Consider the following 26,000-nt stretch of genomic DNA (forward strand, 5'->3'; position numbering starts at 1 on the left):
TGCCCTTTCCTCGGCCTGGCGCCTGCTCCCCCGTGCTCGGGCTCCTTCACCCAGGCCAGACAGATAACATTCAACTATCAGCGACATTAGAAACATTGAGTTGATCTATCGACCAGCCACTTCTAGACTCTGCTGGACCTCCCAAAAAATGCCTGCCCCCATCAAGGAACACCCCATGTCAACCGAAACACAATGCCCCTTCTCAGGCGCTGCTCTCAAGCCCACCGTGGCCGGCGCCAGGTCCAATGCCGACTGGTGGCCAAATCAGCTCAACCTCAAGCTGCTGAACCAGAACTCGCCTCAATCCGACCCCATGGGCAAGGCCTTCAATTACGCCGAGGAGTTCAAGAGCCTGGATCTGCATGCGGTGATCAGCGACCTGCATGCGCTGATGACTGATTCGCAGGACTGGTGGCCCGCGGACTACGGCCACTACGGGCCCTTCTTCGTGCGCATGGCCTGGCACAGCGCGGGCACCTATCGCATTGCTGATGGCCGTGGCGGCGCGGGTTCCGGCACGCAGCGGTTTGCCCCGCTCAACAGCTGGCCGGACAACGGCAACCTCGACAAGGCGCGCCGCCTGCTCTGGCCCATCAAGCAGAAGTACGGCCGGAAAATCTCCTGGGCCGACCTGATCGTTCTGGCAGGCACCGTGGCCATGGATTCCATGGGCTTCAAGACCTACGGCTTTGCCGGCGGCCGCGCGGATGTCTGGGAACCGGAGGACATCTACTGGGGGCCTGAGGCCGAGTGGATGGGCGACAAGCGCTACACCGGCGACCGAGTGCTCGAGAACCCGCTCGGTGCGGTCCAGATGGGCCTGATCTACGTGAACCCGGAAGGCCCGAACGGCCAGCCTGACCCGCTCGGTTCGGCGCGCGACATCCGCGAAACCTTTGCCCGAATGGCCATGAACGACGAGGAAACCGTCGCGCTCACCGCCGGCGGACACACCTTCGGAAAATCCCATGGCGCGGCGGATCCGGGCCAGTACGTCGGTCCCGAGCCCGAGGGCGGCAGCATCGAGGACCAGGGTTTTGGCTGGATCAACAAGTTCGGCAGCGGGCATGGCGTCCACACCGTCACCAGTGGCATCGAGGGCGCCTGGACCAACAACCCCATCCAGTGGGACAACGGCTATTTCGAGAACCTGTTCGGCTACGAGTGGGAACTGACCAAAAGCCCGGCCGGCGCCCACCAGTGGAAGCCCACCGACCCGGCCGCTACCACCACCGTGCCGGATGCGCATGAACCTGCACTGCGTCATGCCCCGATGATGACCACTGCCGACATGGCCATGCGCATGGACCCGGCCTACGAGAAGATCTCGCGGCGCTTCATGGCCGACCCGCGGGCGTTTGCGGATGCCTTCGCCAGGGCCTGGTACAAGCTGACGCACCGCGACATGGGCCCGATCACACGCTACCTCGGTCCGCTGGTGCCCCAGGGCCAGTTGTTGTGGCAGGACCCGCTCCCCTCGGTGGACCATGAACTGGTCAGCGCGCAGGACATCGCGGCGCTCAAGGCCAGGGTCATCGCCTCCGGGCTGTCAATCGCCCAGCTGGTCAACACGGCCTGGGCCTCGGCCTCGACCTTCCGCGGCAGCGACAAGCGCGGCGGTGCCAACGGTGCGCGCATCCGCCTCGCGCCGCAAAAGGACTGGGAGGTCAACCAGCCGGCCGAACTGGCGACAGTGCTGGCTGCCCTGGAAACCATCCAGCAGGCGTTCAACGCCGCGCAGTCAGGCAACAAGAAAATCTCGCTGGCCGACCTGATTGTTCTGGGTGGCTGCGCTGCGGTGGAGGCCGCTGCCGCAAAGGCCGGTCACCAGGTGAAGGTGCCGTTCTCGCCGGGACGCACGGATGCGTCACAGGAACAGACCGACGTGGACTCCTTCGCCCCGCTCGAGCCGGTTGCAGACGGATTCCGCAACTACAGCCGCACCGGACAGCAGGCGTCGTTGGCTGAATTGCTGGTGGACCGCGCCAACCTGCTGACACTGACAGCGCCGGAGATGACGGTCCTGGTCGGCGGCATGCGCACCCTCACCGCCGGCACCGGACACGGTGTTTTCACGAAGCGGTCCGGAACGCTGAGCAACGACTTCTTCGTCAACCTGCTGGACATGCGCACCCAGTGGCGCAAGTCCGGGGCATCCGATGGCGTGCTCGAAGGCCGCGACCGGACGACAGGCGATCTCAAATGGACGGCTACCGTGACCGACCTCGTTTTCGGCTCGAACTCCCAGCTGCGCGCCCTCGCGGAGGTCTATGCATGCAGCGACGCGCAAGAGGCCTTTGTGCAGGACTTTGTAGCGGCCTGGAACAAGGTGATGAATCTGGACCGTTACGACCTGGCGTAATCTGGCGGGAGTGGTCGCCTGGTAGCGCAGCGAATGTGCTGATGCTTCCGGGCGACTGCCAGCAAACAAGCTGGCCGTATCATTGCCAAAACAACCGCAATGAGAGACAAGTCCATGACCACAAGATACCCCCTGCCCGACCTCAATACCTTGCCCGACGACATCAAGGCCAAAGTGCTGGAGGTGCAGGAGAAAGCCGGCTTTGTTCCCAACGTGTTTCTGGCGCTGGCGCGCCGTCCGGCGGAGTGGCGTGCCTTTTTTGCCTACCACGACGCCTTGATGTTGCGCGAAGAGTCGGGCCTGAGCAAAGGCGACCGCGAGATGATCGTGACCACCACGAGTGCGGCCAACCACTGCCTGTATTGCGTGGTGGCGCACGGCGCCCTCCTGCGGATCTACGAGAAAAAACCGCTGGTGGCGGACCAGGTGGCGGTGAACTACCGCAAGGCCGACATCACGCCGCGCCAGCGCGCCATGCTGGACTTTGCGATGAAGGTCTGTCAGAAGTCGGACGAGGTGGAAGAAGGCGACTTCGCCGCGCTGCATACCCACGGCTTCAACGACGAGGACATCTGGGACATCGCCGCGATCACCGCCTTCTTCGGCCTGTCCAACCGCATCGCCAGCTTTTCCAGCATGATGCCCAACCCCGAGTTTTACCTGATGGGCCGGCTGCCAAAACAGAAATAGGGAAACAGGGGTCGCTGGCCCGGTCAGCGCAGTTTGCCGGGTTTGCGTTCGGGCTTGTGCTGCTCCGCGCGCTGGCAGGAGCGCCGGAAATCCTCGAGGGTTTTCTGCGCACCGCCCAGCACGCTGTCGGCCGGGTAAACGCCCGCCGCGTTCAACTCGCCAAACGACGCACCGGTGAGCAGAGCCAGGCCATCGCTGGCATGCTCGGCCGTGTAGATGTGGAACCGTCCCGCGGCCACCGCCTCCACCACCTTGCGTTCAAGCATCAGGTGGCGCCGGTTGCGGTGGGGAATCAGCACCCCCTGGCTGCCGTCCAGCCCGACAATCTCACAGCTGCGGAAGTAGCCCTCAATTTTTTCGTTGATCCCGCCCACTGGCAGCATGTCGCCATGCTGGTTGATCGCCCCGGTCACGGCGATGCCCTGTTTCAGCGGCAGCCCCGACAGGGACGACAGCAGCACATACAGTTCGGCGCAGGAGGCGGAATCGCCCTCGACGCCGTGGTACTCCTGCTCGAAAACAATGGCCGCATTCAGCGCCAGCGGCGCAAGATGGGCAAACAGCGCCGACAGGTAGCTGTGCAGGATGAGCACCCCCTTGTCATGGATGGGTCCGGAAAGTTCCACCTCGCGCTCCACGTTGAGCAGGCCCTCGTCGCCGGCGTAGGTGCGCGCCGTGACCCCCACCGGAAAACCGAAACGGTAGTCGCCCAGGTCGATCACGGTCAAGGCATTGAGCTGTCCCACCTTCTCGCCGGTCAGGACCAGCAACCGCTCCCCGTCTGCGATGGTTTCCTGCTGGCGCTGCTCGGGGTAATCGTGCCTGTAGTTGCGGGCGCGAAGCGCCGCCTCGACGTCCTGCAGGTCCACCAGGGACGCGCCCCGCACGCGACACATGGCGGCGCTTTCCATCACCAGGGCCTCGGTGCGGGAAAAGATGGCGCTCTGACGGGCCTGGTCGTCCACCTCGCGGTGGGAGTCTTCCAGCAGGCGCGCGACGGCCGCTGCAGAAAAGTGGGGAAGGCCCATCTTGCGGCAGGTGTGCGCGACAAAAACCGCCGAAGCCCGGCGGGTGTCCGCGTTGGCCGGAAAACTTTCGGCCACATCCACCTTGCAGCGAAAACGGCGGGTGAACTCCGGATCGCTCTCCTGCAGGAGGTAGTACTCCTCGACAGCGCCGATCAGGATGATCTTGACATCCGCATCGACCGGTTCCGGCTCCAGCGCCACGGCGGCGATGGGCGAATACGTCACGCCGGACTCCTCGATCTGGACGCGGCCGCTGCGCAGGAAGCGGCGCAGCTTTTCCCACACCAGATCATCGGCCAGCAGGTCGTTCAGGTGCAGCATCAGGAAGCCGCCGTTCGCCTTGAGCAGGCTGCCCGCGCGTATGCGCGAGAAATCCGTCACCCGCACATCGTTGTCGGACTGGTACTCGATGCTGCCAAACAGCCGGCGCAGCAGGGGGTTGTCCTCGACCATCACCGGCGCGCCGGTCAGGCCGTGGTTGTCCACCACCAGGTTGACGCGGTAACGGCCCAGCACGGAGGCCAGCGCCTCCAGCCGGACCTCCTCGTCGGTGTCGCCGGCCTGGAACAGCTCCAGATTTTCGAGCACATCGTGCAGGACCAGGTCGAGGTAGTTGCCGAGCTTGACCGAGTCCTTGATCTGTTTGCGCAGCTCGTTGCGGATCTCCTGCAGCTCGTGCTCCACCATCGGCTTGACCACCTGGCGGCGCAAGGCCGCCAGGCCTTCGTGCAGGACCCGTTCCATGGACCGGGTTTTATCGAGAAACCGGGCGATTTCAGCACGCAGTTCCTGCTCGGCGCGATCAATCTCGACACGCCGCTCTTTCGGCAACGCCAGCGCCTCGCTTTCAGTCAAGGCCCGACCCTTGTCGTCCCTCAGGGTGAAAACCAGGTGGCCCGCCTCGCGAAACAGTGAAAAGTTCCGGGCCTCGGCAAACGCATCCAGCTCCGCGTAGGCCGGGTCCTCTTCTGCCTTGTAACTTTTTTCGATGCGTTCGCTTTCCGTGCGGAAATCCTGGTCTGCCAGACGTTTGGGAATTTCTGCCTGCAGCGTTTTGGTCAACTGCAACATCAGCTGGCGCAGCAGCCGGCCCTGCCCGGCCGGCATGCGCAAGGCCCGGGGCCGCTCGGGGGCGTCGAAATTGTGGAGGTAACACAGGTCCGGGGGCACCGGCCGGCTGGCCGCCGCCGTCTTCATCATCTGCAACAGCAGCGTCGATCGTCCCGTACCGACCTCGCCCAGCACGAAAAGGTTGTAGTCGGGCTGCGCCATCGCCAGGCCAAAGCGGGCCGCGGTTTCGGCACGCTCCTGGCCGATCCAGTGCATCGGCTGGTCCAGCAGTTCGGACGTGTCCGCAAACCCCAGAAGCCCGGGGTCGATGGCAAGACGCAGATCAGCGGGAAGGACTTTGGCGACAGGCATGGCGGGCTGGCAAGGTGGATGGATGGCCCGATTTTGCGCTCAGCTGACCAACTGGCGCATCCAGTCGGGCAAGGCGGCGGCCTTCTGGCTCGGGAAGTCGACCCAGATCGTGGTGGCACCGCCGGCGGCGTAGATCACACCGGGCTGGTCGGCGCGCTCCATCGTGCCCCAGCTCTCGAAGGTGGTGCGTGCCGGGTCGCTGACGTACATCTTGACCAGCACGTCGCCCGGGTATTCGAGCTGCTTGTAGAAATTGCAAAACGCATTGACGATGACCGGGCCTTCGCCCTGGGGGTCGGGCACACAGCCGATGGAATGCATCCAGTCGATGCGAACCGTCTCCAGGTAGCGGAAATAACTGGTGTTGTTGACGTGGCCCATGGCGTCCATATCACCCCAGCGGATCGGGACGCGCATTTCAAAAACCAGTTTCTTGATGTCGGGAATGTCAATTTTCATGGCGCTGTGAAGAAGATGGGAAATTGGAAAGGAAAAAAGATAAAGAAAAAGGGGATGACTGAAGAACAGGCGCTCAGCGGCGCGAGCCTCAGAGCCCGAAGCCGTCGTCCGCCGCAATGACGGCGCCGTTGATGAAATGGCTCTGCCCGCTGGCCAGCATCACCAGCAGCGCGTCCAGGTCTTCCGGCTTGCCAATGCGCTTGCGCGGCAGCATCTGCACCAGCTTTTTCCCCTGCTCGGTTTCCCAGTGGTGGTGATTGATCTCGGTGTCGATGTAGCCCGGGCAGATGGCGTTGACGTTGATGCCGAACTTGCCCCACTCCAGCGCCATGGCCTTGGTCATCTGCACCACCGCAGCCTTGCTCATGCAATACACGCCGATCTGCGGCAACACGCGCAGGCCGGCCATGGAGGCAATGTTGATGATGTGCGCACCGGAAAAGGAGCCCGGCGCCGCGCCGCGCGACCGCGCCAGCATGCGTTTGCCGACTTCCTGCGCCACAAAAAAGGCGCCCTTGACGTTGGTGCCGAAAATATAGTCGTAGTCATCCTCGCCCACGTCCTGGATGCGCTGCGTGGTACTCACGCCGGAGTTGTTCACGAGGATATCGATGGGGCCGACCTCGGTTTCAGCGTGCGCCACCGCCGACTTGATGCTCGCATGGTCGGTCACATCCAGCAGGACCACATGCGCATCACCGCCTTCAGCCTCGATCTGCGCGCGCAGATCCTTGAGCTTGTCCATCCTGCGGCTGGCCAGCACCACCGCTGCGCCGGCACGGCTCAGGGTTTTGGCAAACTGGGCGCCCAGGCCGCCGGATGCGCCGGTCACGAGCGCGACACGTCCTGAAAGATCCAGGCTGTAAGCCATTAGAGGGTCCTCTCGATAAAAGGGGACCGAGGCGAACGAGGGTTCGACCCGGTGGATTCACGACATAAAATCAGGCGCAGAGCTGCGGCCGTTACCTGACGGACAACCGTCCCTGAAATTGATTATCAGCGAGTCCACCATGAATAACCAAGAGATCCTGGCCCAGTTCGGCCCCCGTGAAGCGATGGAATACGACGTGGTCGTGGTCGGAGGTGGGCCAGGCGGTCTGGCCACGGCCATTCGACTGAAACAGCTGGCCGCAGAAAAAGGCACGGAGCTTTCCGTGGTGGTGCTTGAAAAAGGGTCCGAGCCCGGCGCGCACATTCTCTCCGGCGCGGTCATGGACCCCAAGGCCCTCACCGAGCTGATTCCGGACTGGAAAGAACTCGGCGCACCGCTGAATCAGCCGGTGACCAGCGACGAGGTGCTGTTCCTCAGCGAAACGGGCGCCACCAAAACCCCGGCCTTTTTTGTGCCTGAATGTTTTCACAACGAGGGCAACTACGTGGTCAGCCTCGGCAATGTGGTGCGCTGGCTGGCGCAGCAGGCCGAAAACCTGGGGGTGGAAATTTTCCCTGGCTTCGCCGCCGCCGAAGTGCTCTACAACGACAACGGCTCGGTCAAGGGCGTGGCCACCGGCAACCTGGGCGTCGGCAAGGACGGCCAGCCGAGCGACCATTTCCAGCTCGGCATGGAGCTGCACGGCAAGTACACCATTTTTGCCGAGGGCGCACGCGGCCACCTGGGCCGCCAGCTGATGGCGCAGTTCAAGCTCAACGAGGGCAAGGACCCGCAGGCCTACGCGCTGGGCGTGAAGGAACTCTGGGAAATCGATCCGGCCAAACACAAGCCCGGCCTGGTCGTGCACACCGCCGGCTGGCCCATGGACAGCCAGACCTATGGCGGCGGCTTCATGTACCACCTGGAAGACAACAAGGTCACGTTGGGCCTGGTGGTTGGCCTCGACTACACCAATCCCTGGCTCAGCCCGTTCGAGGAAATGCAGCGCTGGAAAACGCACCCCAGCATCAAGGCCTACCTCGAAGGCGGCAAACGCATCAGCTACGGCGCGCGTGCCATCACGGCCGGCGGCATGGTCAGCCTGCCCAAGACCGTGTTCCCTGGCGGCGCGCTGATCGGCTGCGAGGCCGGTTATCTCAATGCCGCACGCATCAAGGGCAGCCATGCCGCGATCAAGACCGGCATGCTGGCGGCCGAAGCCGCCTTCGACGCTGTGACCGCAGGCCGCCAGCACGACGAACTGAGCGCCTATCCGCAAGCCTTTGCCAAAAGCTGGCTGCATGCCGAACTGAACCAGGCGCGCAATTTCAAGCAATGGTTCAAGAAAGGCGTGTATGTCGGCAGCTTCATGACCGGCATCGAGCAATGGCTGCTGCCCAAGCTGGGCATCCGCAACCCGCCGTGGACGCTGCGTCGCAAGGTGGCCGACCACGCCATGCTCAAACCGGCCGCCGAGTGCCCGCAGATTGTTTATCCCAAGCCCGACAACAAGATCACCTTCGACCGGCTAAGCTCGGTGTTTGTTTCCAACACCAACCATGAAGAGCAGCAACCGGCGCACCTGACCCTCAAGGACGCCAGCGTGCCGGTCAACATCAACCTGGCGACCTACGCCGGTCCGGAGTCGCGCTACTGCCCGGCGGGTGTCTACGAGTTTGTGAAGAACCCCGACAACAGCGACCGCCTGCAGATCAACGCGCAGAACTGCGTGCACTGCAAAACCTGCGACATCAAGGACCCGACGCAAAACATCGTCTGGGTCACGCCCGAAGGCGGCGGCGGCCCCAACTACAGCGGCATGTAGAGCCATGAAGGGTGGGCGCGCTTCCGCAAAAGTGGAAACCGCCCTGCCCGGCCCGAACCTTCACCCGACGCGTCGCCCGGGAAACGACACCCCCGACGCCTTTTCCGATCAACATTCAGAGAAGACCCACCTCCCATGAACATTGTCATCACCGGCGGCGCCGGTTTCCTGGGCGTTCGCCTGGCCCGCGAACTGCTCCAGCAAGGCACGCTATCCCTGGCCGGCAGCCCCGCGCAAGCCATCACCCGCGTGACCCTGGTGGACAGGGCCGCACCACCGGCCGACCTGATGGCCGACGACCGGGTGCGCGCGGTCGAAGGAGACCTGAATGCCCTGCTCGAAGCAGACCCGGCCACCAGCCCCGTGATCGCCAGGGACACGGCCGTGGTTTTTCACCTCGCCGCAGCAGTCAGCGGTGAATGCGAAGCCGACTTCGACCTCGGCATGCGCAGCAACCTCGATGCCACGCGTGCCCTGCTGGAAGCCTGCCGCCGCCTGAAGACCTCGCCGACGGTGGTGTTTGCCAGTTCGCTGGCCGTGTTCGGCAATTCACCGCAGCAGCCCCTGCCCGCGGTGATTGAAGACACCACCTTGCCGACGCCGCAAAACAGCTACGGCATCCAGAAATTCATCGGTGAGCAACTGGTGGCCGACTATGCCCGCAAGGGTTTTGTGCGCGGCCGCAACGTGCGCCTGATGACCGTGAGTGTGCGCCCCGGCAAACCCAACGGCGCCGCCTCCAGTTTCCTGAGCGGCATGATCCGCGAGCCGCTGGCCGGCGTGCGGGCCGTGTGCCCAGTGGCCCCCGACACACCGGTGGCGCTGTCGTCGCCCAGCCGCACCATCCGCGGCCTGATCCGGGCGGTGGAGGCGAGCGACGCTGACTGGGGCGCGCGCACCGCCATCAACCTGCCGGCCCTCAAGACCACTCCTGGCGAGATGGCGGCAGCGCTGGAGCGCCTGGCAGGCAAGGAGGTTGCGGCACTGATCGACTGGACGCCGGACGCCGCGATTGCCAACATCGTGACCAGCTGGCCGGCCCACATCGACGCAGCGCGGGCCCGCCGGCTGGGCTTGCTGCCCGACGACAGTTTCGACGCCATCATCGGAGAGTACTTAAGCGAAAACCCCTAGGCGGCGCAACACACCAGGAGGTGAAAATTGCAAGTTGTATGACAACTTTTCCCTCCACCCCTTTTTTCATCCCGAGGAGACACTCCATGACTTTTTTCAAACCCACGCTGACCCGGCTCACCCTGGGCATGACGCTCGCACTCGGCCTGGTGGCCGGTGCGGCGGCGCAGACGACCATGAAGATCAGCATCTCGACGTCGCAGAACTCCCACCAGGGCGTGGCCATCGACACTTTCGCCAAGGAAGTGGAAAAGCGCACCGGTGGCCGTTACAAGGTCCAGACCTTCTACAACGGCGCCCTCGGCGGCGAGCGCGAATCCATCGAGGCCGTGCAGCTGGGCACCCAGGAGCTGGCTTTCTCCTCCACCGGCCCGGTCCCCAACTTCGTGCCGGAAACCAAGATTCTCGACGTACCCTTCCTGTTCCGTGACAAGGCCCATGCACGTGCCGTGCTGGACGGCCCGATCGGCCAGGAATTGCTGGGCAAATTCGATGCCAAGGGTTTCAAGGCTTTGGGCTGGGCCGAAAACGGTTTCCGCCACATGACCAACAGCAAGCGCGACGTGAAGGCGCCCGAGGACCTGAAGGGCCTGAAAATGCGCACCATGGAAAATCCGGTGCACATTGCGGCCTACAAGGGCTTCGGCATCATCACCACCCCCATGGCCTTCCCTGAGGTGTTCACCGCCTTGCAGCAGGGCACGGTTGACGGCCAGGAGAACCCGCTGTCGGTCATCATTTCCGCCAAGTTCGACCAGGTCCAGAAACACCTGTCGCTGACCGGCCACGTCTATTCGCCCTGCATCTGGGTGATGAACAAAGGCGTGTTCGACAAGCTCAGCGCTGCCGACAAGAAGGCCTTCCTTGAAGCCGCTGCCGAAGGCACCAAGGCCAACCGCGCCCGCGTGGACGAAGACGATGCCAAAGGCGTGGCCGACCTGCGCGCCAAGGGCATGACCGTGATCGACAACGTCGACAAGGCCAAGTTCGTCGCCGCCCTGGCACCCGTGAACGCCGAGTTCGAGAAGCAGTTCGGCAAGGCCAACATCGACAAGATCCGCAGCGTCAAGTAAGCTGCCTCGTTCGCTACATTTTTTGTAGCTGAACACGCCCGCAGCCATTAGGCTGGCGGGCGTTTTCCTTGTAGAACCGGTATTCCCATGAAAAACACCTTTCTCACACTCGAACGCTGGACCACCGGGTTTGCCACGCTGGTGGCCTGCCTCATGCTGGTGATTGCCTCCTCGCTGGGCATGTTCCAGATCGTGACGCGCTTCGTGCTCGAGCAGCCCGCCGAGTGGAGCGAGATCCTGATCCGGCTGTCGCTGATCTGGATGGTTTTCATGGGCATACCGGCCGCCTTTCGCCAGGGTGCCATGGTCAGCGTCGATGTGCTGTACCGCTGGAGCCCGATCAAGGTCAAACGCATTCTCGACTGGGTGGTCTGCCTGGCCGCGCTGGCCCTCATCGGCGTCATCATCTGGTGGGGCTGGGACTACGCCATTCGCGGGCAAGTGCAGTCCATGGCCGGCCTGGAGTCCATCTCCATGTTCTGGGGTTATGTGGCCATGCCGATAGGCGGCATGTTCTGCGTGATCGGCATCATCGGCAACCTGCTGGATCCGCAGCGCGAGGAACTGGAGACGGCAACATGAGCTGCATCACCACCACCGACACCAACCTTTTTTCAGGGATCGCCCAATGACCGCCGTCATGCTGACCACCATGATCGTGTGTTTCGCACTGACGATCTCCGTTGCCGTGTCCATCGGACTGGCTTCCATCTTCGGCATCCAGGCGTCCAACGCTCACATGCTGATCTCCGTCAAGGAGATGTTCAACGCCATCAACAAGTTTCCGCTGGCAGCCATTCCGTTTTTCATCCTGGCCGGCAACCTGATGGAGACCGGCGGCATTTCGCGCCGCCTGGTCGAGTTTGCGAAAAGCATTGTCGGCGGCGTCCAGGGCGGCCTGCCCATGACCTGTGTGCTGACCTGCATGATTTTTGCCGCGGTCTCCGGCTCGTCAGTGGCCACCACCTTTGCGGTCGGTGCGATCCTGATTCCCGCTCTGATCAAACATGGCTACCCCACCAGCTACGCCGCGGCCCTGCAGGCCACCAGCGCCGAACTCGGCGTGATCATTCCACCGTCGATTCCGCTGATCCTGTACGGCGTCAGCGCCGAGGTCTCGATCGGTGAGCTGTTCATCGCCGGCGTCGGCCCGGGCATCCTGATCAGCCTCGCGTTGATGGCTTTTGTCTATGTGTATTGCAAGATCAAGGGTTGGGGCAAGAACGACGGCGACGGGCGCCTGGGCTTCTTCAAGGCCACCTGGCAGGCCGGCTGGGCCCTGCTGATGCCGGTGATCATTCTTGGCGGCATCTATGGCGGCATCTTCACGCCGACCGAGGCGGCCGCCGTGGCGGTGTTCTACGCGCTGATTGTCGGCGGGGTGATCTACCGCGAGATCAAGCTGCCGACACTGGTGCTGGTGCTGCGCAAGTCGGTGATCTCCAGCGCCGTCATCATGTTCATCATCGCCAATGCGGGGCTTTTTGCCTTCCTGATCACGCGTGCCGGCGTGCCCGATGCGATTGGCCGCTGGCTGGAGGCGGTGCTGCAGTCGCCCACCCTCTTCCTGCTGGGTGTCAATGCTGCGCTGTTCATCATCGGCATGTTCATCGAAACCAGCGCCGCCATCATCGTGCTGGCGCCCATCCTGGCCCCGGTGGCCATGCACTTCGGCATCGACCCGGTGCATTTCGGCCTGGTGATGGTCGTCAACCTGGCGCTGGGCATGATCACGCCGCCCTTCGGCGTGAACCTGTTTGCGGCCTGTACCGTCGCCAAAATATCACTGGACCGCATCATCGGGCACCTGATTCCGTTCGTGCTGGTGATCATCGTCTGCCTGATGGTGATCACCTATTTCCCGGCCATCTCGCTGACATTGCGCGACCTGGTGTATTCAAAATAGCCCCCACGCTCCCCACTGCGTGTAGATCCCGAGGCCTTGCAGGCCGCGGCTCGCGAGACGCTTCGCCTCTGTCGCCTGTCCAAACCTGCTCAAGCAGGTTTGGAGCCGCAGGCTCCAGCCCCTCGGTGGCGCTGCGCCTGCGGGCCGGTCCCGGCCTTGGGCTACACTTACACAGTCAGGAGAGAGTTTTCCCCGAGAAAACCGCCGAAGGCGCATGCGGCACCCCAATGGTGCTCTGAACGCTCAGGCAAAAGGACTGGCAACCGCCACCCGGGCGAACATCTTCCGGGCGGCGTTCCCTACTGGAGAGAGGCCACCTTCGAGGTGGTCCACCGAAGGAGCAAACCTGCATCGCCAGGCGAATCTCTCAGGTAAAGAGGACAGCAGGGGCAGCCCATGATTTTTCATGGATAACGACTTGCCCCCGGAGAACGCCTGTGTCCGCCACCGATCCTGAACTGCTGAAAACACCGCTGTACGACCTGCACCTGGAACTGGGCGCGCGCATGGTGCCGTTTGCCGGTTATGCCATGCCGGTGCAATACCCGGCCGGCCTGATGGCCGAGCACCACCACACCCGCCAGGCCGCCGGTCTGTTCGACGTCTCGCACATGGGCCAGTTGCGCCTGGTCGGTCTTGAGGCCGCAGCCGCGCTGGAGACGCTGATCCCGGTCGATGTGATGGACCTGCCCGCTGGCAAGCAGCGCTATGGCCTGCTGCTCAATGAGGACGGCGGCATCATCGATGACCTGATGTTCTTCAACCGCGACTACCTCAATGGTGGCGACATCTTCGTCATCGTCAACGGCGCCTGCAAGGTCGGTGACATCGCGCATATCCAGGCCAACATCGGCACGCGCTGCGAGGTCATTCCCATGCCCGAGATGGCGCTGCTGGCACTGCAGGGCCCGCAGGCCGTCACCGCGCTCTCGCGCCTGGCCCCCGGCGTCGAGAAACTGGTGTTCATGACCGGCGGACGTTTTACCGTCGCCGGTTGCGATTGCTTTCTCACCCGCAGCGGCTACACCGGCGAAGACGGTTTCGAGATCTCCGTGCCCGCCGCGCAGGCCGACACGCTGGCCCGCGCCCTGCTGGCCCAGCCCGAAGTCAAACCGGTCGGCCTGGGCGCGCGCAATTCGCTACGGCTCGAAGCCGGCCTGTGCCTCTACGGCAATGACATCGACACCACCACCACACCGGTCGAAGCCAGCCTGAACTGGGCGATCCAGAAAGTACGCCGCACCGGCGGTGCGCGCGCCGGCGGCTTTCCGGGTGCAGACAAGGTGCTGGCGCAACTGGCCGACCCTGCCACCTTGACCCGCAAACGCGTGGGCCTGGTGGCGCTGGAGCGCATTCCCGTGCGCGACCACACGGCCCTGCAAAGCCTGGACGGCACGCCGATTGGCGAAGTCACCAGCGGCCTGCTCGGCCCCAGCATCGACAAACCCGTGGCCATGGGCTACGTGAAGCCTGAGTTCTCGGCCATGGGCACACGCGTGAACGCCATCGTGCGTGGCAAACCCGTGCCCATGGAAGTAAGCCCCATGCCTTTTGTTCCGAATCGCTATTTCCGCGGTTGAAGTTTTTATTATTCTGGAGAACCCCCATGATCAAGTACACCGAAGACCACGAATGGATCAACGTTGACGGCGACATCGCCACCGTCGGCATCACCCCCCACGCGCAGGACGCGCTCGGCGACGTGGTGTTTGTGGATCTGCCGTCCGTCGGCAGCACGCTGGCGCAAAAAGAGGTTGCCGGTGTCGTCGAGTCGGTCAAGGCCGCGGCCGACGTCTACATGCCCATCAGCGGCGAAGTCACCGAAGTCAACGAAGCCCTGCGCGACGACCCGTCGCTGGCCAACACCGACCCGCTGGGCGCCGGCTGGTTCTTCAAGGTCAAGCTGGCCGACAAGTCGCAGCTGGACACGCTGATGGATGAGACCAGCTACACCACCTTCTCCGCAACAGCGTAGATAGCCCTCCCGCCCACCGTTCGGACTGAGCCTGTCGAAGTCTTGCCTCACTGTTCACCGCCCCTTCGACAAGCTCAGGGCGAAAGAATCCTGGAAACCGCCATGTTGATGCCCACCGCCAAGCCGCTGCGCGAGCTTGAAAATGCTTCCGAGTTCATTGCCCGCCACATCGGCATCGATGAGGCCGACGAAACCCACATGCTCAGCGTCGTGGGTTCTGCGTCCCGGCGTGCGCTGATCGACGGCATCGTGCCGCGCAGCATTGCCCGCAGCCAGGCGATGGCCATTCCGGCGCCTGTCACCGAAGCCCAGGCACTGGCCGAACTCAAAGCCATGGCGGCGAAGAACAAGGTCTTCAGGAGTTTCATCGGCCAGGGCTATTACGGCACCCACACACCCGGCGTGATCCTGCGCAACATCCTGGAAAACCCCGCCTGGTACACCGCCTACACGCCTTACCAGGCCGAAATTTCGCAGGGCCGCATGGAGGCGCTCATCAATTTCCAGACCATGGTCTGCGACCTGACCGGCATGCCGATGGCCAACGCCTCCATGCTCGACGAAGCCACGGCCGCCGCCGAAGCCATGACCCTGGCCAAACGCAGCGTCAAAAGCAAAAGCAATGTGTTCATCGTGGCCGGCGACTGCCACCCGCAGACCATCGAGGTGATCCAGACGCGGGCCAAGCCGCTGGGTATCGAGGTCAAGGTGAGCACGGCCGCCGCGACCGTGCCGCAGCTGATGGCCGAGGGCAACTACTTCGGCGTGCTGGCGCAGTACCCGGCCACCACCGGCAGCATCCATGACCTGCGGCCGCTGGCCGGCCAGGCGCATGTGGACGGCGCTGCGCTGTGCGTGGCCGCGGACCTGCTGGCGCTGACCTTGCTGGCGCCTCCCGGCGAATGGGATGCCGACATCGTGCTGGGCAACACCCAGCGCTTCGGCGTGGCCATGGGCAACGGCGGGCCGCACGCGGCCTACCTCGCCTGCCGCGACGAGTTCAAGCGCTCCATGCCGGGCCGGCTGGTCGGCGTCAGTATCGACGTGCACGGCAACCCGACCTACCGCCTGGCGCTGCAGACCCGCGAGCAGCACATCCGCCGTGAAAAAGCCACCTCCAACATCTGCACCGCACAGGTGCTGCCGGCCGTGCTGGCCAGCATGTACGCGGTGTACCACGGGCCGCAGGGCCTCAAGCGAATCGCCCAGCGCGTGGCCAGCTACACCGCGATTTTTGTGCGCGGCATGCAGCAGATGGGCTACGACATCACCAATACCAGTGCCTTCGATTCGGTCACCATCAAGACCGATGACGCTACTAATTCGATAGCTGAACGCGCCCGCCAGTCGGGGGCCAACCTGCGCTGCCGCCTGACCAACCACCTGGGCGTGTCGCTCGACGAAACCACCACGCGGGAAGACCTGGAGATGCTCTGGTCCTTCTTCGTCAAGCCCGGCCAGCCGATGCCGCGCCTGAGCGACTTCGAAAAAGGCGTCGAGCCGCTGATCCCCGAGGAGCTGCGCCGCACCAGCGACTTCCTGACGCACCCGGTGTTCAACACGCACCACTCCGAGACCGGCATGCTGCGCTACATCCGCATGCTCAGCGACAAGGACCTGGCGCTGGACCGCAGCATGATCCCGCTGGGCAGCTGCACCATGAAACTCAACGCCACCAGCGAGATGATTCCCGTCACCTGGCCCGAGTTTGCCCACATCCACCCGTTTGCGCCGCCCGACCAGTTGCAGGGTTATGCCGAGCTCGACCAGCAGCTGCGCGACTGGCTGTGCCAGGCGACGGGTTACGCCGGCATCAGCCTGCAGCCCAACGCCGGCTCGCAGGGCGAATACGCCGGCCTGCTGGTCATCAAGGCCTGGCTGGAAGCCAACGGCCAGGGCCACCGCAACATCTGCCTGATCCCCTCGTCGGCCCACGGCACCAACCCGGCCAGCGCGCAGATGGCCGGCATGACGGTGGTGGTCACCGCCTGCGATGCCCAGGGCAACGTCGACATGGCCGACCTGAAAGCCAAGTGCGAACAGCACAGCGCCAACCTGGCCTGCATGATGATCACCTACCCGAGCACGCACGGTGTGTTCGAGACGCAGGTGAAAGAGCTGTGCGCGCTGGTGCACAGCCATGGTGGCCGTGTCTACGTGGACGGCGCCAACATGAACGCGCTGGTCGGCGTGGCCGCCCCGGGCGAATTTGGCGGTGACGTGAGTCACCTGAACCTGCACAAGACATTTTGCATTCCGCACGGCGGCGGCGGCCCCGGTGTCGGCCCGGTCTGCGTCGTGGCCGACCTCGTGCCCTACCTGCCCGGCCATGCCACGGCCGGCCTGCCGGTCAACGGCGTGGGCGCCATCTCTGCCGCGCCGCTGGGCAATGCGGCTGTGCTGCCGATCAGCTGGATGTACTGCCGCATGATGGGCCCCGAGGGCCTGCAGCAGGCGACTGAAGTGGCCATCCTCAGCGCCAACTACATCAGCGCGCGGCTGAAGGACCACTACCCGACGCTGTACGCCAGCGAGAACGGCCACGTCGCCCACGAATGCATCCTGGACCTGCGCCCGCTGAAGGAAACCAGCGGCGTCAGCGCCGAAGACGTGGCAAAACGCCTGATGGACTATGGCTTCCACGCGCCCACCTTGAGCTTCCCCGTGCCCGGCACGCTGATGGTCGAACCCACCGAAAGCGAAACCCTGGCCGAGCTGGACCGTTTCATCAACGCCATGGTAGCCATCCGCGAAGAGATCCGCCAGGTGGAAAACGGCAGCTGGCCGCAGGACAACAACCCGCTCAAACACGCGCCCCACACCGCTGCCAGCCTGCTGGGCGCGGACTGGGACCGGCCGTATTCGCGCGAAACCGGCGCCTTCCCGCTGGCCACGCTCAAGCAGGTCAAGTACTGGCCGCCGGTGGGCCGCGTCGACAACGTCTATGGCGACCGCAACCTGTTCTGCAGCTGCGTACCGGTGGCCGATTACGCGTGAGCCAGCGTCCCGGGGCCCCACAGCCCCGGGAAATTTTTGCTCCTGATTCCATAGCTGCCTCCGCCCGTCCTGAAAGGGCTGAAGGCAGATTTCACTTGCAAGCCGGGGTTGGCAGCCGATCCGAAGTCGTCAGCCCTTGACGGCGATCAAGGCCGCACGGCCGCACCAGCCCAGAATGTCGTCGACCTTTCCCTGTTGACGATTGTGGAGGTGCCCCATGAACGACGATATCCAACGCAAAATCCTGGCGCTGCTGGACCAGCATCGCATCATGACGGTGGCGACGCTTCGGCCCGATAGCTGGCCCCAGGCCACGACGGTAGGCTATGTGAACGACGGCCTGACGCTATATTTTCTTTGCGGGCTGGACAGCCAGAAGGCAGCCAACCTGGCGCGGGACAACCGGCTCTCACTGACCATCGATCACGACACGGCGGATCTGATGGCCATCACCGGCCTGTCGATGGCCGCCCATGCGCAGGCGGTGACCGACCGGGCCGAAGCCGAAAAAGTCCTGCGCATGCTGCCGCTGAAATACCCGGAGGCCAAGCCGCTGCCGATGAAGATGCCGGAGCCGGACGAGGTCCGCATCTTCCGCGTCACACCCTCGGTCATCTCCGTTCTTGATTACACCCAGGGCTTCGGGCATACGGATTTCGTCACCTGTTGATGGCGGCGTTCTCGCGGCCATGCGCTCCACCTTCAGCACTGAACTCGTCAACAACCCGCTGGACGACGCCGGGCTGTATGTGGATTTCATGTTCGAGAAGCGGGCGCTGCTTTTCGATCTGGGCGATCTCACCGTGCTGCCAGCCAAAAAGATTCTGCGGATCTCGGATGTGTTTGTCACGCACACCCACATGGACCACTTCTACGGTTTCGACCGGCTGCTTCGCCTCTGCCTGGGCCGCCACAAACACATCCGCCTGTATGGCCCGCCCGGTTTCACCGCCCAGGTCGGGCACAAGCTGGCCGCCTACACCTGGAACCTGGTCGACAACTATCCCGGCGACTTCGTGATCGATGTCTGGGAGATCGATGCCGCCTGGCAGGCCCGGGGTACGCGCCTGCGCTGCCATCGGCATTTTCAGCCGGAGCCCCTCGCGCCGCGGCAATTGCACGGCGGGGTGTTGCTCGATGAGCCGGGTTTCCGCGTGTGTGCGGCGTTTCTCGACCATGGAACGCCCTGTCTCGGCTTTGCCGTCGAGGAAAAAGCCCACGTGAATGTGTGGAAGAACCGGCTGGCTGGCCTCGAGCTGGGTGTCGGGCCCTGGTTGAAGGACCTCAAGGCGGCGGTGATGCAGGGCATGCCCGATACGACGCCGGTGCGGGCCGCCTGGCGCGACCGCCATGGCGCGCATGAACGCGTGTTGCCTCTGGGCGAACTCAAGGCCGGGGTCCTGCGGCTGGTGCCGGGCGAGAAGATCTGCTACGTGACCGATGTCGCCTTTCACCCGGACAACGTGCAACGCATCACGGCCCTGGTGGCCGATGCCACGCAGCTGTTCATCGAATGTGTGTTCCTCGACGAGGACGCCAGCCATGGCGCCCGCAAGCTGCACCTGACCGCACGGCAGGCCGGCCACATCGCGCGTGCGGCCGGCGCCAGGCTGGTGATTCCCTTCCATTTTTCACCCCGCTATGCGGGCCGCGAAGACGAACTGCGCGCGGAGATGGAGGCGGCGCGGCAAGAGGTCTAAAAACTACTGCGCCTCCTCCACGCCATACAGCTGCTTGTGCCCCCGGTCGGTGTACAGCTGCGCCACACGTTCGGCCACCTGCCTGTCCTTGAAGTAGCCCATGACCGCCCGGTTGTTGTTGTCATCGCGTCGCCAGAGCAGCCAGCGGCGTTCGCCCAGGTCTGGCGACACCCATGGCAGGTCTTGCGGTGCCAGCTTGAACGCGGCGCAGATCTTGGCCACCAGTGGCGCCGGATAACGAACGTCCCCCCGGGCCAAAACCTCCAGCAGATGGTCGGGTGGCGGGGCTTCACGCGCCGCATGCAGAAGATAGACCTGGCCCTCGTGGCCGATCACCGCCTGCCACGGCCCGGGTTGATCGGGCGTGGCAGTCTTGATGGACTTCGCTGGCGTAAACACAAGACCAAAACGCTGTTCCGCCTGGGCCACGGTGAAGGGCAGCCGGCAGAGCGCCGTTTCGGCGCCGGTGGCCACCCAGTCGTCTGCCTGCAACTGGTGAATCATCGCTGGCGCTCCTTTCCACAGACGATGGTGAAAGACAGGTGCAGCCGCTGCCCAGGGACAGCCCGGTATGATTCCCGGCCATGCCCCCCTCAGATCATCTGCCATGTTCGACCACCTGATCACTTTCCTTCTGCACTGGGCCATCACCGCGCTGTCACTCTGGCTGGCCAGTCGCGTCTTTCGGGGCATCAGTTTCGCCGATACCTCGTCGCTGGTCATCTCGGCGCTGCTGCTCGGTTTTGCAAATGCCATTGTCAAGCCGCTGCTGATTGTGCTGACCTTGCCGCTGACCTTGCTGACCTTCGGCCTGTTCCTGCTGGTCATCAATGCCCTGATGATTCTGCTGGTCTCCGCGCTGGTGCGCGGCTTCAAGGTCTCCGGTTTCTGGACGGCCTTTTTTGCCAGCATCTTCATTGCCGTGTTGAGCTGGGTGATAGGCGCCTTCGTGCTGGTGGGCAGCGGTCCCGACGCCATCCCCATGCAGATGCCCGGCAGCGGCGTGTGGCTCTGAGTCCCGCAGGCGCGGGTTTGGCCCAGACATCACATCAAATCGGCCACCAGCCCATGCGGGACAGGCACCAGAAGCTATCTTTTAGATAGCGTCCCCGGCAGCGAGTTGCTCCAACCATCCCATCGCCTCGCCCAACTCCTGCGGCGTGATCTCGTGCGCACTCGGGTAGTCGGCGTAACGCAAGGTGATCGGCAGTGTTTCCGCCAGCGCGCGAATGGCATGCGCATGGGCCAGCGGAATCACCTGGTCGCGCGTGCCGTGGCTGAGCCAGAGCTGCCTGCCCTGCAGCGCGTCAGCCGGTGCCAGCAAGGGCAGCACCTGCGGCAACAGTCGGCTGTGCATCACCATCGCCGCCTGCAGCAGCGCGGGCTGGGTCAGCAACAGAGAGAGCGCCATGATGCCGCCCTGGCTGAAGCCGCCGACCACCACCCGCCCGGGCGTGATGCCCAGTTGCATTGCCGCCGCCGACACGGTCTGCGCGACGGTCTGCCGGCTGGCGACTTCCTGCGCCTCGTTGATGACACGATCCCCCTGTGCCGTCACGCCAAACTCGAACCAGGCAAAGGCGCGGGCACCCATCACGTTCGGGGCGCGCAGGCTCAGCACGTGGAAGTGGGCCGGCACGTGCGGCGCCAGGCCGAACAGGTCGTCCTCATTGCTGCCGACGCCGTGCATCAGCACCAGCAGCCAGGGCTGGGCCGTGCCCGCCGCGGCGGGACGGTGCAGGAAAGAAAGGGGCAGATCCATCGTCATCGGGAAACTCCGGGTTGGGCCAACAGGGCCAGTTGATTTCAGTGCGCCGGTACGGGCGCGGCAAGGGCAAACGTGTCCATCGCCAGCATGCTGTACATCACTTCACGGCTCAGGTAGTCGGGCCGCGGCCTCTGTGGGCCACCCCAACCGGCCGCACCGAGCGCGAAGAAGATCGGCAGGAAGTGGTCTTCGCTGGGGTGCGCACGCTGCGCGTCGGGTGCCTGGCGCCGGTAGTCCAGCATGGCAGAAAAATCACCGCGTTCCAGCGTGGACTCGACCCAGCGGCTGAAAGCGGCGACATAAGGCGCCGGCGCGCGCTCACCGCCAAAAAATTCGCCCAGGTTGTGCGTCATGCTGCCCGAACCGACCACCAGCACACCGCGCTCGCGCAGGCCGGCCAGGGCCTGGCCCAGGGCATAGGTTTCGGCCGGGCCATAAGACACCGGCAGCGCCACCTGCACCACCGGCACGCTGGCGTCCGGAAACAAATGCATCAGGGGCACCCAGGCGCCGTGGTCCAGCGGCCGGTTGTCGTCGCCCTGCGCGGCGATGCCCGCGCCCTGCAACAAGCCCAGCACCTCACGCGCCAGTTCCGGATGGCCGGGCGCGGGATAGTGCAAGGCATACAGCGCCTGCGGGAAACCGCCAAAGTCGTGCCAGGTGGCCGGCGCAGGATTCGTCATCACCGCGGGTGTGCGCGCCATCCAGTGCGGCGACATGAGCACGATGCCGCGCAGGCCAGTCCCGGCCGCCTCTTTCAGGGCCTGGCCCCAGCGCGTCAGCGCCGGCCCGGTAGTCCCCGGCTCCGTGGCAAACAGCGGCGCCCCGTGCGAGATGAACAGGGCAGGAAGAACGGAAGCGGAATGGGCAGACATGGAAGGACTCCTGGACGACAGGGATGAATCCGTCCAATGTAGTTGTCTACCCATGAAAGATAAATATCATATTTATTTATTGATTGTCCTGATATGAATGACAATCCAGTTTTCCAACCTCCTGTTCTCCATTCCCCAAGCCCCGCCATGGACCAGTTCCGCCAGATGGAAGCCTTTGTGGCCGTCGTGCAGAGCGGCAGCTTTGTGAAGGCGGGCGAACGGCTGGGCAGCTCCAAAGCCATGGTGTCGCGCCTGGTGCTGGAGCTGGAGGCGCGCCTCGGTGTGCGCCTGCTCAACCGCACCACACGCCGCCAGTCGCTGACCGAGGCCGGTGTGGCGTATGCCGAGCGCAGCCTCAAGATCCTCGATGACCTGGCCGAGGCCAACGCCGCAGCCAGCGCCAACACCGTGCAGCCGGTCGGCCGCCTGCGCATCAATGCCCCGGTGACCTTTGGCAACCTGCACCTGGCACCGCTGTGGGGCCGCTTCCTGCAGCAGTACCCGCAGGTCAGCCTGGACGTGACCCTGTCCGACCGCGTGGTGGACCTGGTCGATGAAGGGTATGACCTGGCCATCCGCATTGCTCGCCTGCCCGACTCCAGCCTGGTCGCGCAGCGGCTGGCAAGCACGCGGCTGGTGCTGTGTGCCGCGCCCGGCTACCTGAAGCGGCACGCCGCGATTCGCACGCTGGAAGACATCGCCGCACGCACGGTGATTGCCTACACCTACTGGTCGGGCGGCGACAGCTGGTCGTTTGAAGGGCCGAATGGCAAGGAGGACGTGCTCACGCAGCCACGCCTGCGCACCAACTCCGGTGACACCTGCCTGGCCGCCGCGCTGGCCGGCCAGGGCCTGATCCTGCAGCCCACCTTCATCGTCGGGCCGGCCCTGCACGACGGCCGCCTGAAAGAAGTGCTGCCCCGCTTCCAGGCACCCACACTGGACATTCAGGCGGTGTACCCGAGCCGGCAACACCTGTCGGTCAAGGTCAGGCGCATGGTGGAGTTTCTTGCAGACGCGTTTGAGAAACCCGCCTGGGCGGCTGCGGACGTGGTGCCGGCAGGTCGCTGATTCGCTACTGAATCAGGAGCTGCCGGCGCCCGTGAAACAAGGGCCAGAGGCCAAAAAGGCTTGAAGTTTTCAGCCAGCTACTCGCTGACCCCGCCCTTGCCGCGCGAGGCCTTGATCTCCGAACGCTGGCTTTTTCCCGCCAGGCGCCGCTGCTTCGAGCCATAGGTCGGCTTGGTGGCGCGGCGCACGCGCGGCGGCACCGCGACGCTGTTGACGATTTCGTTGAGCCGGGCCAGCGCGTCGGCGCGGTTCATCTCCTGGCTGCGGTGTTGCTGGGCCTTGAGGACCAGCACGCCTTCCTGCGTGATGCGGCTGTCGCGCAGGCACAGCAGCCGCTCCTTCACCTCCACGGGCAGCGACGAGGCCATGATGTCGAAGCGCAGGTGGACCGCGCTGGACACCTTGTTGACGTTTTGCCCGCCCGCGCCCTGCGCGCGAATGGCAGTGATCTCGACTTCGGCTTCGTTGACTTCGAGGGGCATGGGACATTCTAGAAGACGCTGCCATTGGATGAACCGAGCCGGCGGCTTCCTCGTTCCTTCCCTGAGCACCAGCAAACCCATGACCTCAGAAAAGAGAACAAGGGCCAAGACACGCCTGAGTTCCCCCTGCACACCCGCCCCGAATCCCGCACAATCCCCTGATCCGACCGGCCTTTCATGCACACCCGACACTTCCTCCAGCTCATCGCCCTGTCCGCCCTCTGGGGTGGCTCCTTTCCCCTGCTTCGCATTGCCAGCCCGGCGTTCGGCCCGTGGCTGCTGGCCGGCGTGCGCTGCATCCTGGCAGCGCTGGTGCTGACCCTGCTGATGCGCGCGCTGCGCGAGCACTGGCCGCCGCGTGCCGCCTGGCCGCGCCTGGCGCTGCTCAGTGTGCTGACGGTGGTCGCGCCCTTTGTGCTGTTCAACTGGGCCGCGCTGGTGATCCCGGCCGGGTATTCGGCGGTTCTCAACGCCACCGCGCCGCTGTTCGGCGTGCTGGGCGCCGCGCTGGCGCGCGAGGAGCGGCTCTCGGCGCGCCGCCTACTCGGTTGTGCCGTGGGTTTTGCCGGTGTCGCCCTGCTGGTGCAGCTGGGGCCGGTGGCGGTGACACCGCGCGTCGTGCTGGCCGCGCTGGCCTGCACCGCCGCTGCCGCCGCGTATGGCTTTGGCGCCATCCTGATGAAACGCGCGACCATGGCGCATGACCCGCTGCCGGCTTCGGCCGTGGTGCATGTGGCAGCCGCGGTTTTCCTGCTGCTGCCCTCCGGCGTCGCCCTGCCCTCGGCCCACTACACCAGCGGCGCACTGATCGCCGTGGGCGTGCTGGGCATCTTCACCTCGGGCCTGATGTACTGGATCAGCATGCGCCTGATGCGCGAGATCACGGCCAGTGCCGCCACCTCGGCGGCGTTCATGATTCCGCTGTTCGGCGTCGCCTGGGGCGGCATGTTTCTCGGCGAGCCGGTCACCTGGGGCATGGCGCCGGGCTGCGTGCTGGTGCTGGCCGCCACGGCGCTGATCACCGGCTTCAACCCCTTTCGCGCGCCGCCGGAACGCTGAACGGCCCAGCGTCGCACGCTACTTTATTGATAGCTGCTTGCGCCCATGGGGCAAGGGCTGCAGGCATAAATCGCTTGTAGACTTGCCGCCGGTCAGGGTGCAGCAGCCTCCAGGCCGCGCTGTACGCGCCAGGCCCGGTAGGCACAGCCCGTCGCGACCAGGCTGGCGGCCAGGCAGGCCCAGTACACACTGACCAGCCCGAACGCCGAACTCAGCAAACCACCAACGAGGCCACCCAGCACGCCCGGCAGGCCGTAAGCCACCACCACGTACAGCGCCTGGCCGCGGCCGCGCAGCCGTCCGGGGAAGTGATGCGACAGCAGCGCGATGCAGACCGTGTGGTGCGTCGCAAACGTCAGCGCGTGCAGCGCCTGCGCCACCAGCATGAGCAGCAGCACACCCGGCCAGACGGCAGTGATGCCCATGCGCAGCGCCATGGCGGCCGAACACACCATCAGCCAGGCGGTCAGGCTCAGCCGCGGCAACCAGCGGCCCTGGGTGTAGAACCAGCCGATTTCCACCACCACCGAAAACGCCCACAACACGCCGATCATGGTTTTGCTGTAGCCGTTCGCGTCGAGGTAGAGCGAGAAAAAGACGTAGATGCTGATGTGCGCCAGCACATGGAAAAACGCCGACGCAAAAAACCACTTCACGGCGCGCTGGCGAAAAATCGGCCAGATAGGCAGTTTCAAATCGTGGGCACTGACCGCCTCCTTCAGGTCCGGCAGCAGCCAGACGCTGACCGTCACCGCCAGCAGCGACAGAAAGGTCCAGGCCGGAAAGTGTTTCATGCCAAAGATCTCGAACCAGCTGCCCGCGGCAAACACCGTGAACAGAAAGCCCAGCGAACCCCACAGGCGCACGCGCCCGTAGCGCCGCGCGTCAAAGGCGCCGCCCTGGCTAATCAGGTGCGCCATGGCGGCTTCGCTCATGGGCATCATGGAACTCGTGTGGGTGAACATCACCAGCAGCACCGCCGTGAGCCACCAGACGCCGTAAGTGGATTCAAAGTCCAGCCACAAGCCGAGGGATGAAATCAGCGCCACCGTGGCGCCGTAACGCAGCAACTTGACGCGCTCTCCGGTGTGGTCGCTCAGCGCGCCCCAGCCGTAGGGCGCAAACAGCCGCGTGGCGGCCTGCACCGAAGTCAGCAGGCTGATCGCCAGGATGCTGAACCCCAGCTCCTTCAGCCACAGCGGCAGGTAGGGGTTGAAAAACCCGATGTGCGCAAAATAACTGGCCGACAGCGCCGCAAACGGCACCAGCTGGCGGCGCCTGGCAGCTGCTTCAGGCATGCTCA

General features: G+C 64.4%; 23 protein-coding genes and 2 riboswitches. Of the genes, 15 read left to right on the forward strand and 8 right to left on the reverse strand.

The window, feature by feature from the left end:
* Nucleotides 1–175: 175 nt before the first annotated feature.
* Together katG and AAG813_RS08765 are read left to right on the forward strand one after the other, a co-directional pair.
* Nucleotides 176–2,362, forward strand: a complete 2,187-nt coding sequence (gene katG, locus AAG813_RS08760; protein WP_341913967.1) for a catalase/peroxidase HPI — start codon at nucleotides 176–178, stop codon at nucleotides 2,360–2,362.
* Between the two features lie 114 nt (nucleotides 2,363–2,476).
* On the forward strand, nucleotides 2,477–3,052 hold the full coding sequence (locus AAG813_RS08765; RefSeq protein WP_341913969.1) for a peroxidase-related enzyme: 576 nt from the start codon (nucleotides 2,477–2,479) through the stop codon (nucleotides 3,050–3,052).
* A gap of 23 nt (nucleotides 3,053–3,075) precedes the next feature.
* Here AAG813_RS08765 and AAG813_RS08770 read toward each other — a convergent pair whose 3' ends face one another.
* The 3 genes from AAG813_RS08770 to AAG813_RS08780 form a co-directional block, all read right to left on the reverse strand.
* The gene (locus AAG813_RS08770) at nucleotides 3,076–5,502 is read right to left on the reverse strand and encodes an ATP-binding protein (RefSeq protein ID WP_341913971.1); all 2,427 of its coding nucleotides are present in this window, start codon (nucleotides 5,500–5,502) and stop codon (nucleotides 3,076–3,078) included.
* A 39-nt stretch (nucleotides 5,503–5,541) separates the two neighbouring features.
* The gene (locus AAG813_RS08775) at nucleotides 5,542–5,961 is read right to left on the reverse strand and encodes an acyl-CoA thioesterase (protein ID WP_096664868.1); all 420 of its coding nucleotides are present in this window, start codon (nucleotides 5,959–5,961) and stop codon (nucleotides 5,542–5,544) included.
* Between the two features lie 88 nt (nucleotides 5,962–6,049).
* Complete coding sequence (locus tag AAG813_RS08780; RefSeq protein WP_341913974.1) at nucleotides 6,050–6,832, reverse strand: SDR family oxidoreductase; 783 nt, start codon at nucleotides 6,830–6,832, stop codon at nucleotides 6,050–6,052.
* Between the two features lie 139 nt (nucleotides 6,833–6,971).
* On the opposite strand from AAG813_RS08780, the gene AAG813_RS08785 reads away from it, so the two are divergent.
* From AAG813_RS08785 to AAG813_RS08830, 10 genes are all read left to right on the forward strand, one after another.
* Nucleotides 6,972–8,657, forward strand: coding sequence for an electron transfer flavoprotein-ubiquinone oxidoreductase (locus AAG813_RS08785; protein WP_341913975.1), 1,686 nt, complete (start codon nucleotides 6,972–6,974; stop codon nucleotides 8,655–8,657).
* A 135-nt stretch (nucleotides 8,658–8,792) separates the two neighbouring features.
* Nucleotides 8,793–9,791: a D-erythronate dehydrogenase gene (gene denD / locus AAG813_RS08790; protein ID WP_341913977.1), complete on the forward strand. Its 999-nt coding sequence runs from the start codon at nucleotides 8,793–8,795 to the stop codon at nucleotides 9,789–9,791.
* A gap of 86 nt (nucleotides 9,792–9,877) precedes the next feature.
* Nucleotides 9,878–10,864 (forward strand): TRAP transporter substrate-binding protein, encoded by a 987-nt coding sequence (locus tag AAG813_RS08795; RefSeq protein WP_341913979.1) that lies wholly within the window; start codon nucleotides 9,878–9,880, stop codon nucleotides 10,862–10,864.
* Between the two features lie 87 nt (nucleotides 10,865–10,951).
* Nucleotides 10,952–11,446, forward strand: a complete 495-nt coding sequence (locus tag AAG813_RS08800; RefSeq protein ID WP_341913981.1) for a TRAP transporter small permease — start codon at nucleotides 10,952–10,954, stop codon at nucleotides 11,444–11,446.
* A 46-nt stretch (nucleotides 11,447–11,492) separates the two neighbouring features.
* Complete coding sequence (locus AAG813_RS08805) at nucleotides 11,493–12,770, forward strand: TRAP transporter large permease (protein WP_341913983.1); 1,278 nt, start codon at nucleotides 11,493–11,495, stop codon at nucleotides 12,768–12,770.
* 166 nt (nucleotides 12,771–12,936) lie between these two features.
* Nucleotides 12,937–13,039, forward strand: a riboswitch (glycine riboswitch).
* Between the two features lie 23 nt (nucleotides 13,040–13,062).
* A riboswitch (glycine riboswitch) is annotated at nucleotides 13,063–13,164 on the forward strand.
* Nucleotides 13,165–13,276: 112 nt separating this feature from the next.
* On the forward strand, nucleotides 13,277–14,350 hold the full coding sequence (gene gcvT / locus AAG813_RS08810) for a glycine cleavage system aminomethyltransferase GcvT (RefSeq protein WP_341914130.1): 1,074 nt from the start codon (nucleotides 13,277–13,279) through the stop codon (nucleotides 14,348–14,350).
* Between the two features lie 26 nt (nucleotides 14,351–14,376).
* Entirely contained in the window at nucleotides 14,377–14,745 is a 369-nt protein-coding gene (gene gcvH / locus AAG813_RS08815) for a glycine cleavage system protein GcvH (protein WP_341913985.1), read from the forward strand.
* A gap of 102 nt (nucleotides 14,746–14,847) precedes the next feature.
* Nucleotides 14,848–17,742, forward strand: coding sequence for an aminomethyl-transferring glycine dehydrogenase (gcvP, locus tag AAG813_RS08820; RefSeq protein WP_341913987.1), 2,895 nt, complete (start codon nucleotides 14,848–14,850; stop codon nucleotides 17,740–17,742).
* A 217-nt stretch (nucleotides 17,743–17,959) separates the two neighbouring features.
* On the forward strand, nucleotides 17,960–18,412 hold the full coding sequence (locus tag AAG813_RS08825) for a pyridoxamine 5'-phosphate oxidase family protein (RefSeq protein ID WP_341913989.1): 453 nt from the start codon (nucleotides 17,960–17,962) through the stop codon (nucleotides 18,410–18,412).
* Between the two features lie 19 nt (nucleotides 18,413–18,431).
* On the forward strand, nucleotides 18,432–19,442 hold the full coding sequence (locus tag AAG813_RS08830) for an MBL fold metallo-hydrolase (protein WP_341913992.1): 1,011 nt from the start codon (nucleotides 18,432–18,434) through the stop codon (nucleotides 19,440–19,442).
* A gap of 3 nt (nucleotides 19,443–19,445) precedes the next feature.
* Here AAG813_RS08830 and AAG813_RS08835 read toward each other — a convergent pair whose 3' ends face one another.
* The gene (locus AAG813_RS08835) at nucleotides 19,446–19,946 is read right to left on the reverse strand and encodes a hypothetical protein (RefSeq protein WP_341913994.1); all 501 of its coding nucleotides are present in this window, start codon (nucleotides 19,944–19,946) and stop codon (nucleotides 19,446–19,448) included.
* 103 nt (nucleotides 19,947–20,049) lie between these two features.
* Between AAG813_RS08835 and AAG813_RS08840 the strand changes: the two genes are divergently transcribed.
* Nucleotides 20,050–20,457: a phage holin family protein gene (locus tag AAG813_RS08840; protein ID WP_341913996.1), complete on the forward strand. Its 408-nt coding sequence runs from the start codon at nucleotides 20,050–20,052 to the stop codon at nucleotides 20,455–20,457.
* A gap of 81 nt (nucleotides 20,458–20,538) precedes the next feature.
* On the opposite strand, the gene AAG813_RS08845 is transcribed toward AAG813_RS08840, so the two are convergent.
* Both AAG813_RS08845 and AAG813_RS08850 read right to left on the reverse strand, forming a co-directional pair.
* Complete coding sequence (locus AAG813_RS08845) at nucleotides 20,539–21,210, reverse strand: alpha/beta fold hydrolase (protein WP_341913998.1); 672 nt, start codon at nucleotides 21,208–21,210, stop codon at nucleotides 20,539–20,541.
* A gap of 38 nt (nucleotides 21,211–21,248) precedes the next feature.
* Nucleotides 21,249–22,085 (reverse strand): class III extradiol ring-cleavage dioxygenase, encoded by an 837-nt coding sequence (locus tag AAG813_RS08850; RefSeq protein ID WP_341913999.1) that lies wholly within the window; start codon nucleotides 22,083–22,085, stop codon nucleotides 21,249–21,251.
* 147 nt (nucleotides 22,086–22,232) lie between these two features.
* Here AAG813_RS08850 and AAG813_RS08855 point away from each other — a divergent pair, with 147 nt between their 5' ends.
* Nucleotides 22,233–23,156, forward strand: coding sequence for a LysR family transcriptional regulator (locus AAG813_RS08855; protein WP_341914002.1), 924 nt, complete (start codon nucleotides 22,233–22,235; stop codon nucleotides 23,154–23,156).
* A 77-nt stretch (nucleotides 23,157–23,233) separates the two neighbouring features.
* Here AAG813_RS08855 and arfB read toward each other — a convergent pair whose 3' ends face one another.
* Complete coding sequence (gene arfB, locus AAG813_RS08860) at nucleotides 23,234–23,638, reverse strand: alternative ribosome rescue aminoacyl-tRNA hydrolase ArfB (RefSeq protein WP_341914004.1); 405 nt, start codon at nucleotides 23,636–23,638, stop codon at nucleotides 23,234–23,236.
* A 177-nt stretch (nucleotides 23,639–23,815) separates the two neighbouring features.
* On the opposite strand from arfB, the gene AAG813_RS08865 reads away from it, so the two are divergent.
* Complete coding sequence (locus AAG813_RS08865; RefSeq protein ID WP_341914006.1) at nucleotides 23,816–24,697, forward strand: DMT family transporter; 882 nt, start codon at nucleotides 23,816–23,818, stop codon at nucleotides 24,695–24,697.
* 92 nt (nucleotides 24,698–24,789) lie between these two features.
* Here the strand turns inward: AAG813_RS08865 and AAG813_RS08870 are convergent, their stop codons facing one another.
* Complete coding sequence (locus tag AAG813_RS08870; protein ID WP_341914008.1) at nucleotides 24,790–25,995, reverse strand: MFS transporter; 1,206 nt, start codon at nucleotides 25,993–25,995, stop codon at nucleotides 24,790–24,792.
* Nucleotides 25,996–26,000: the final 5 nt, after the last annotated feature.

This window comes from Polaromonas sp. YR568 (assembly GCF_943371715.1).
GTDB lineage: Bacteria > Pseudomonadota > Gammaproteobacteria > Burkholderiales > Burkholderiaceae_C > Polaromonas.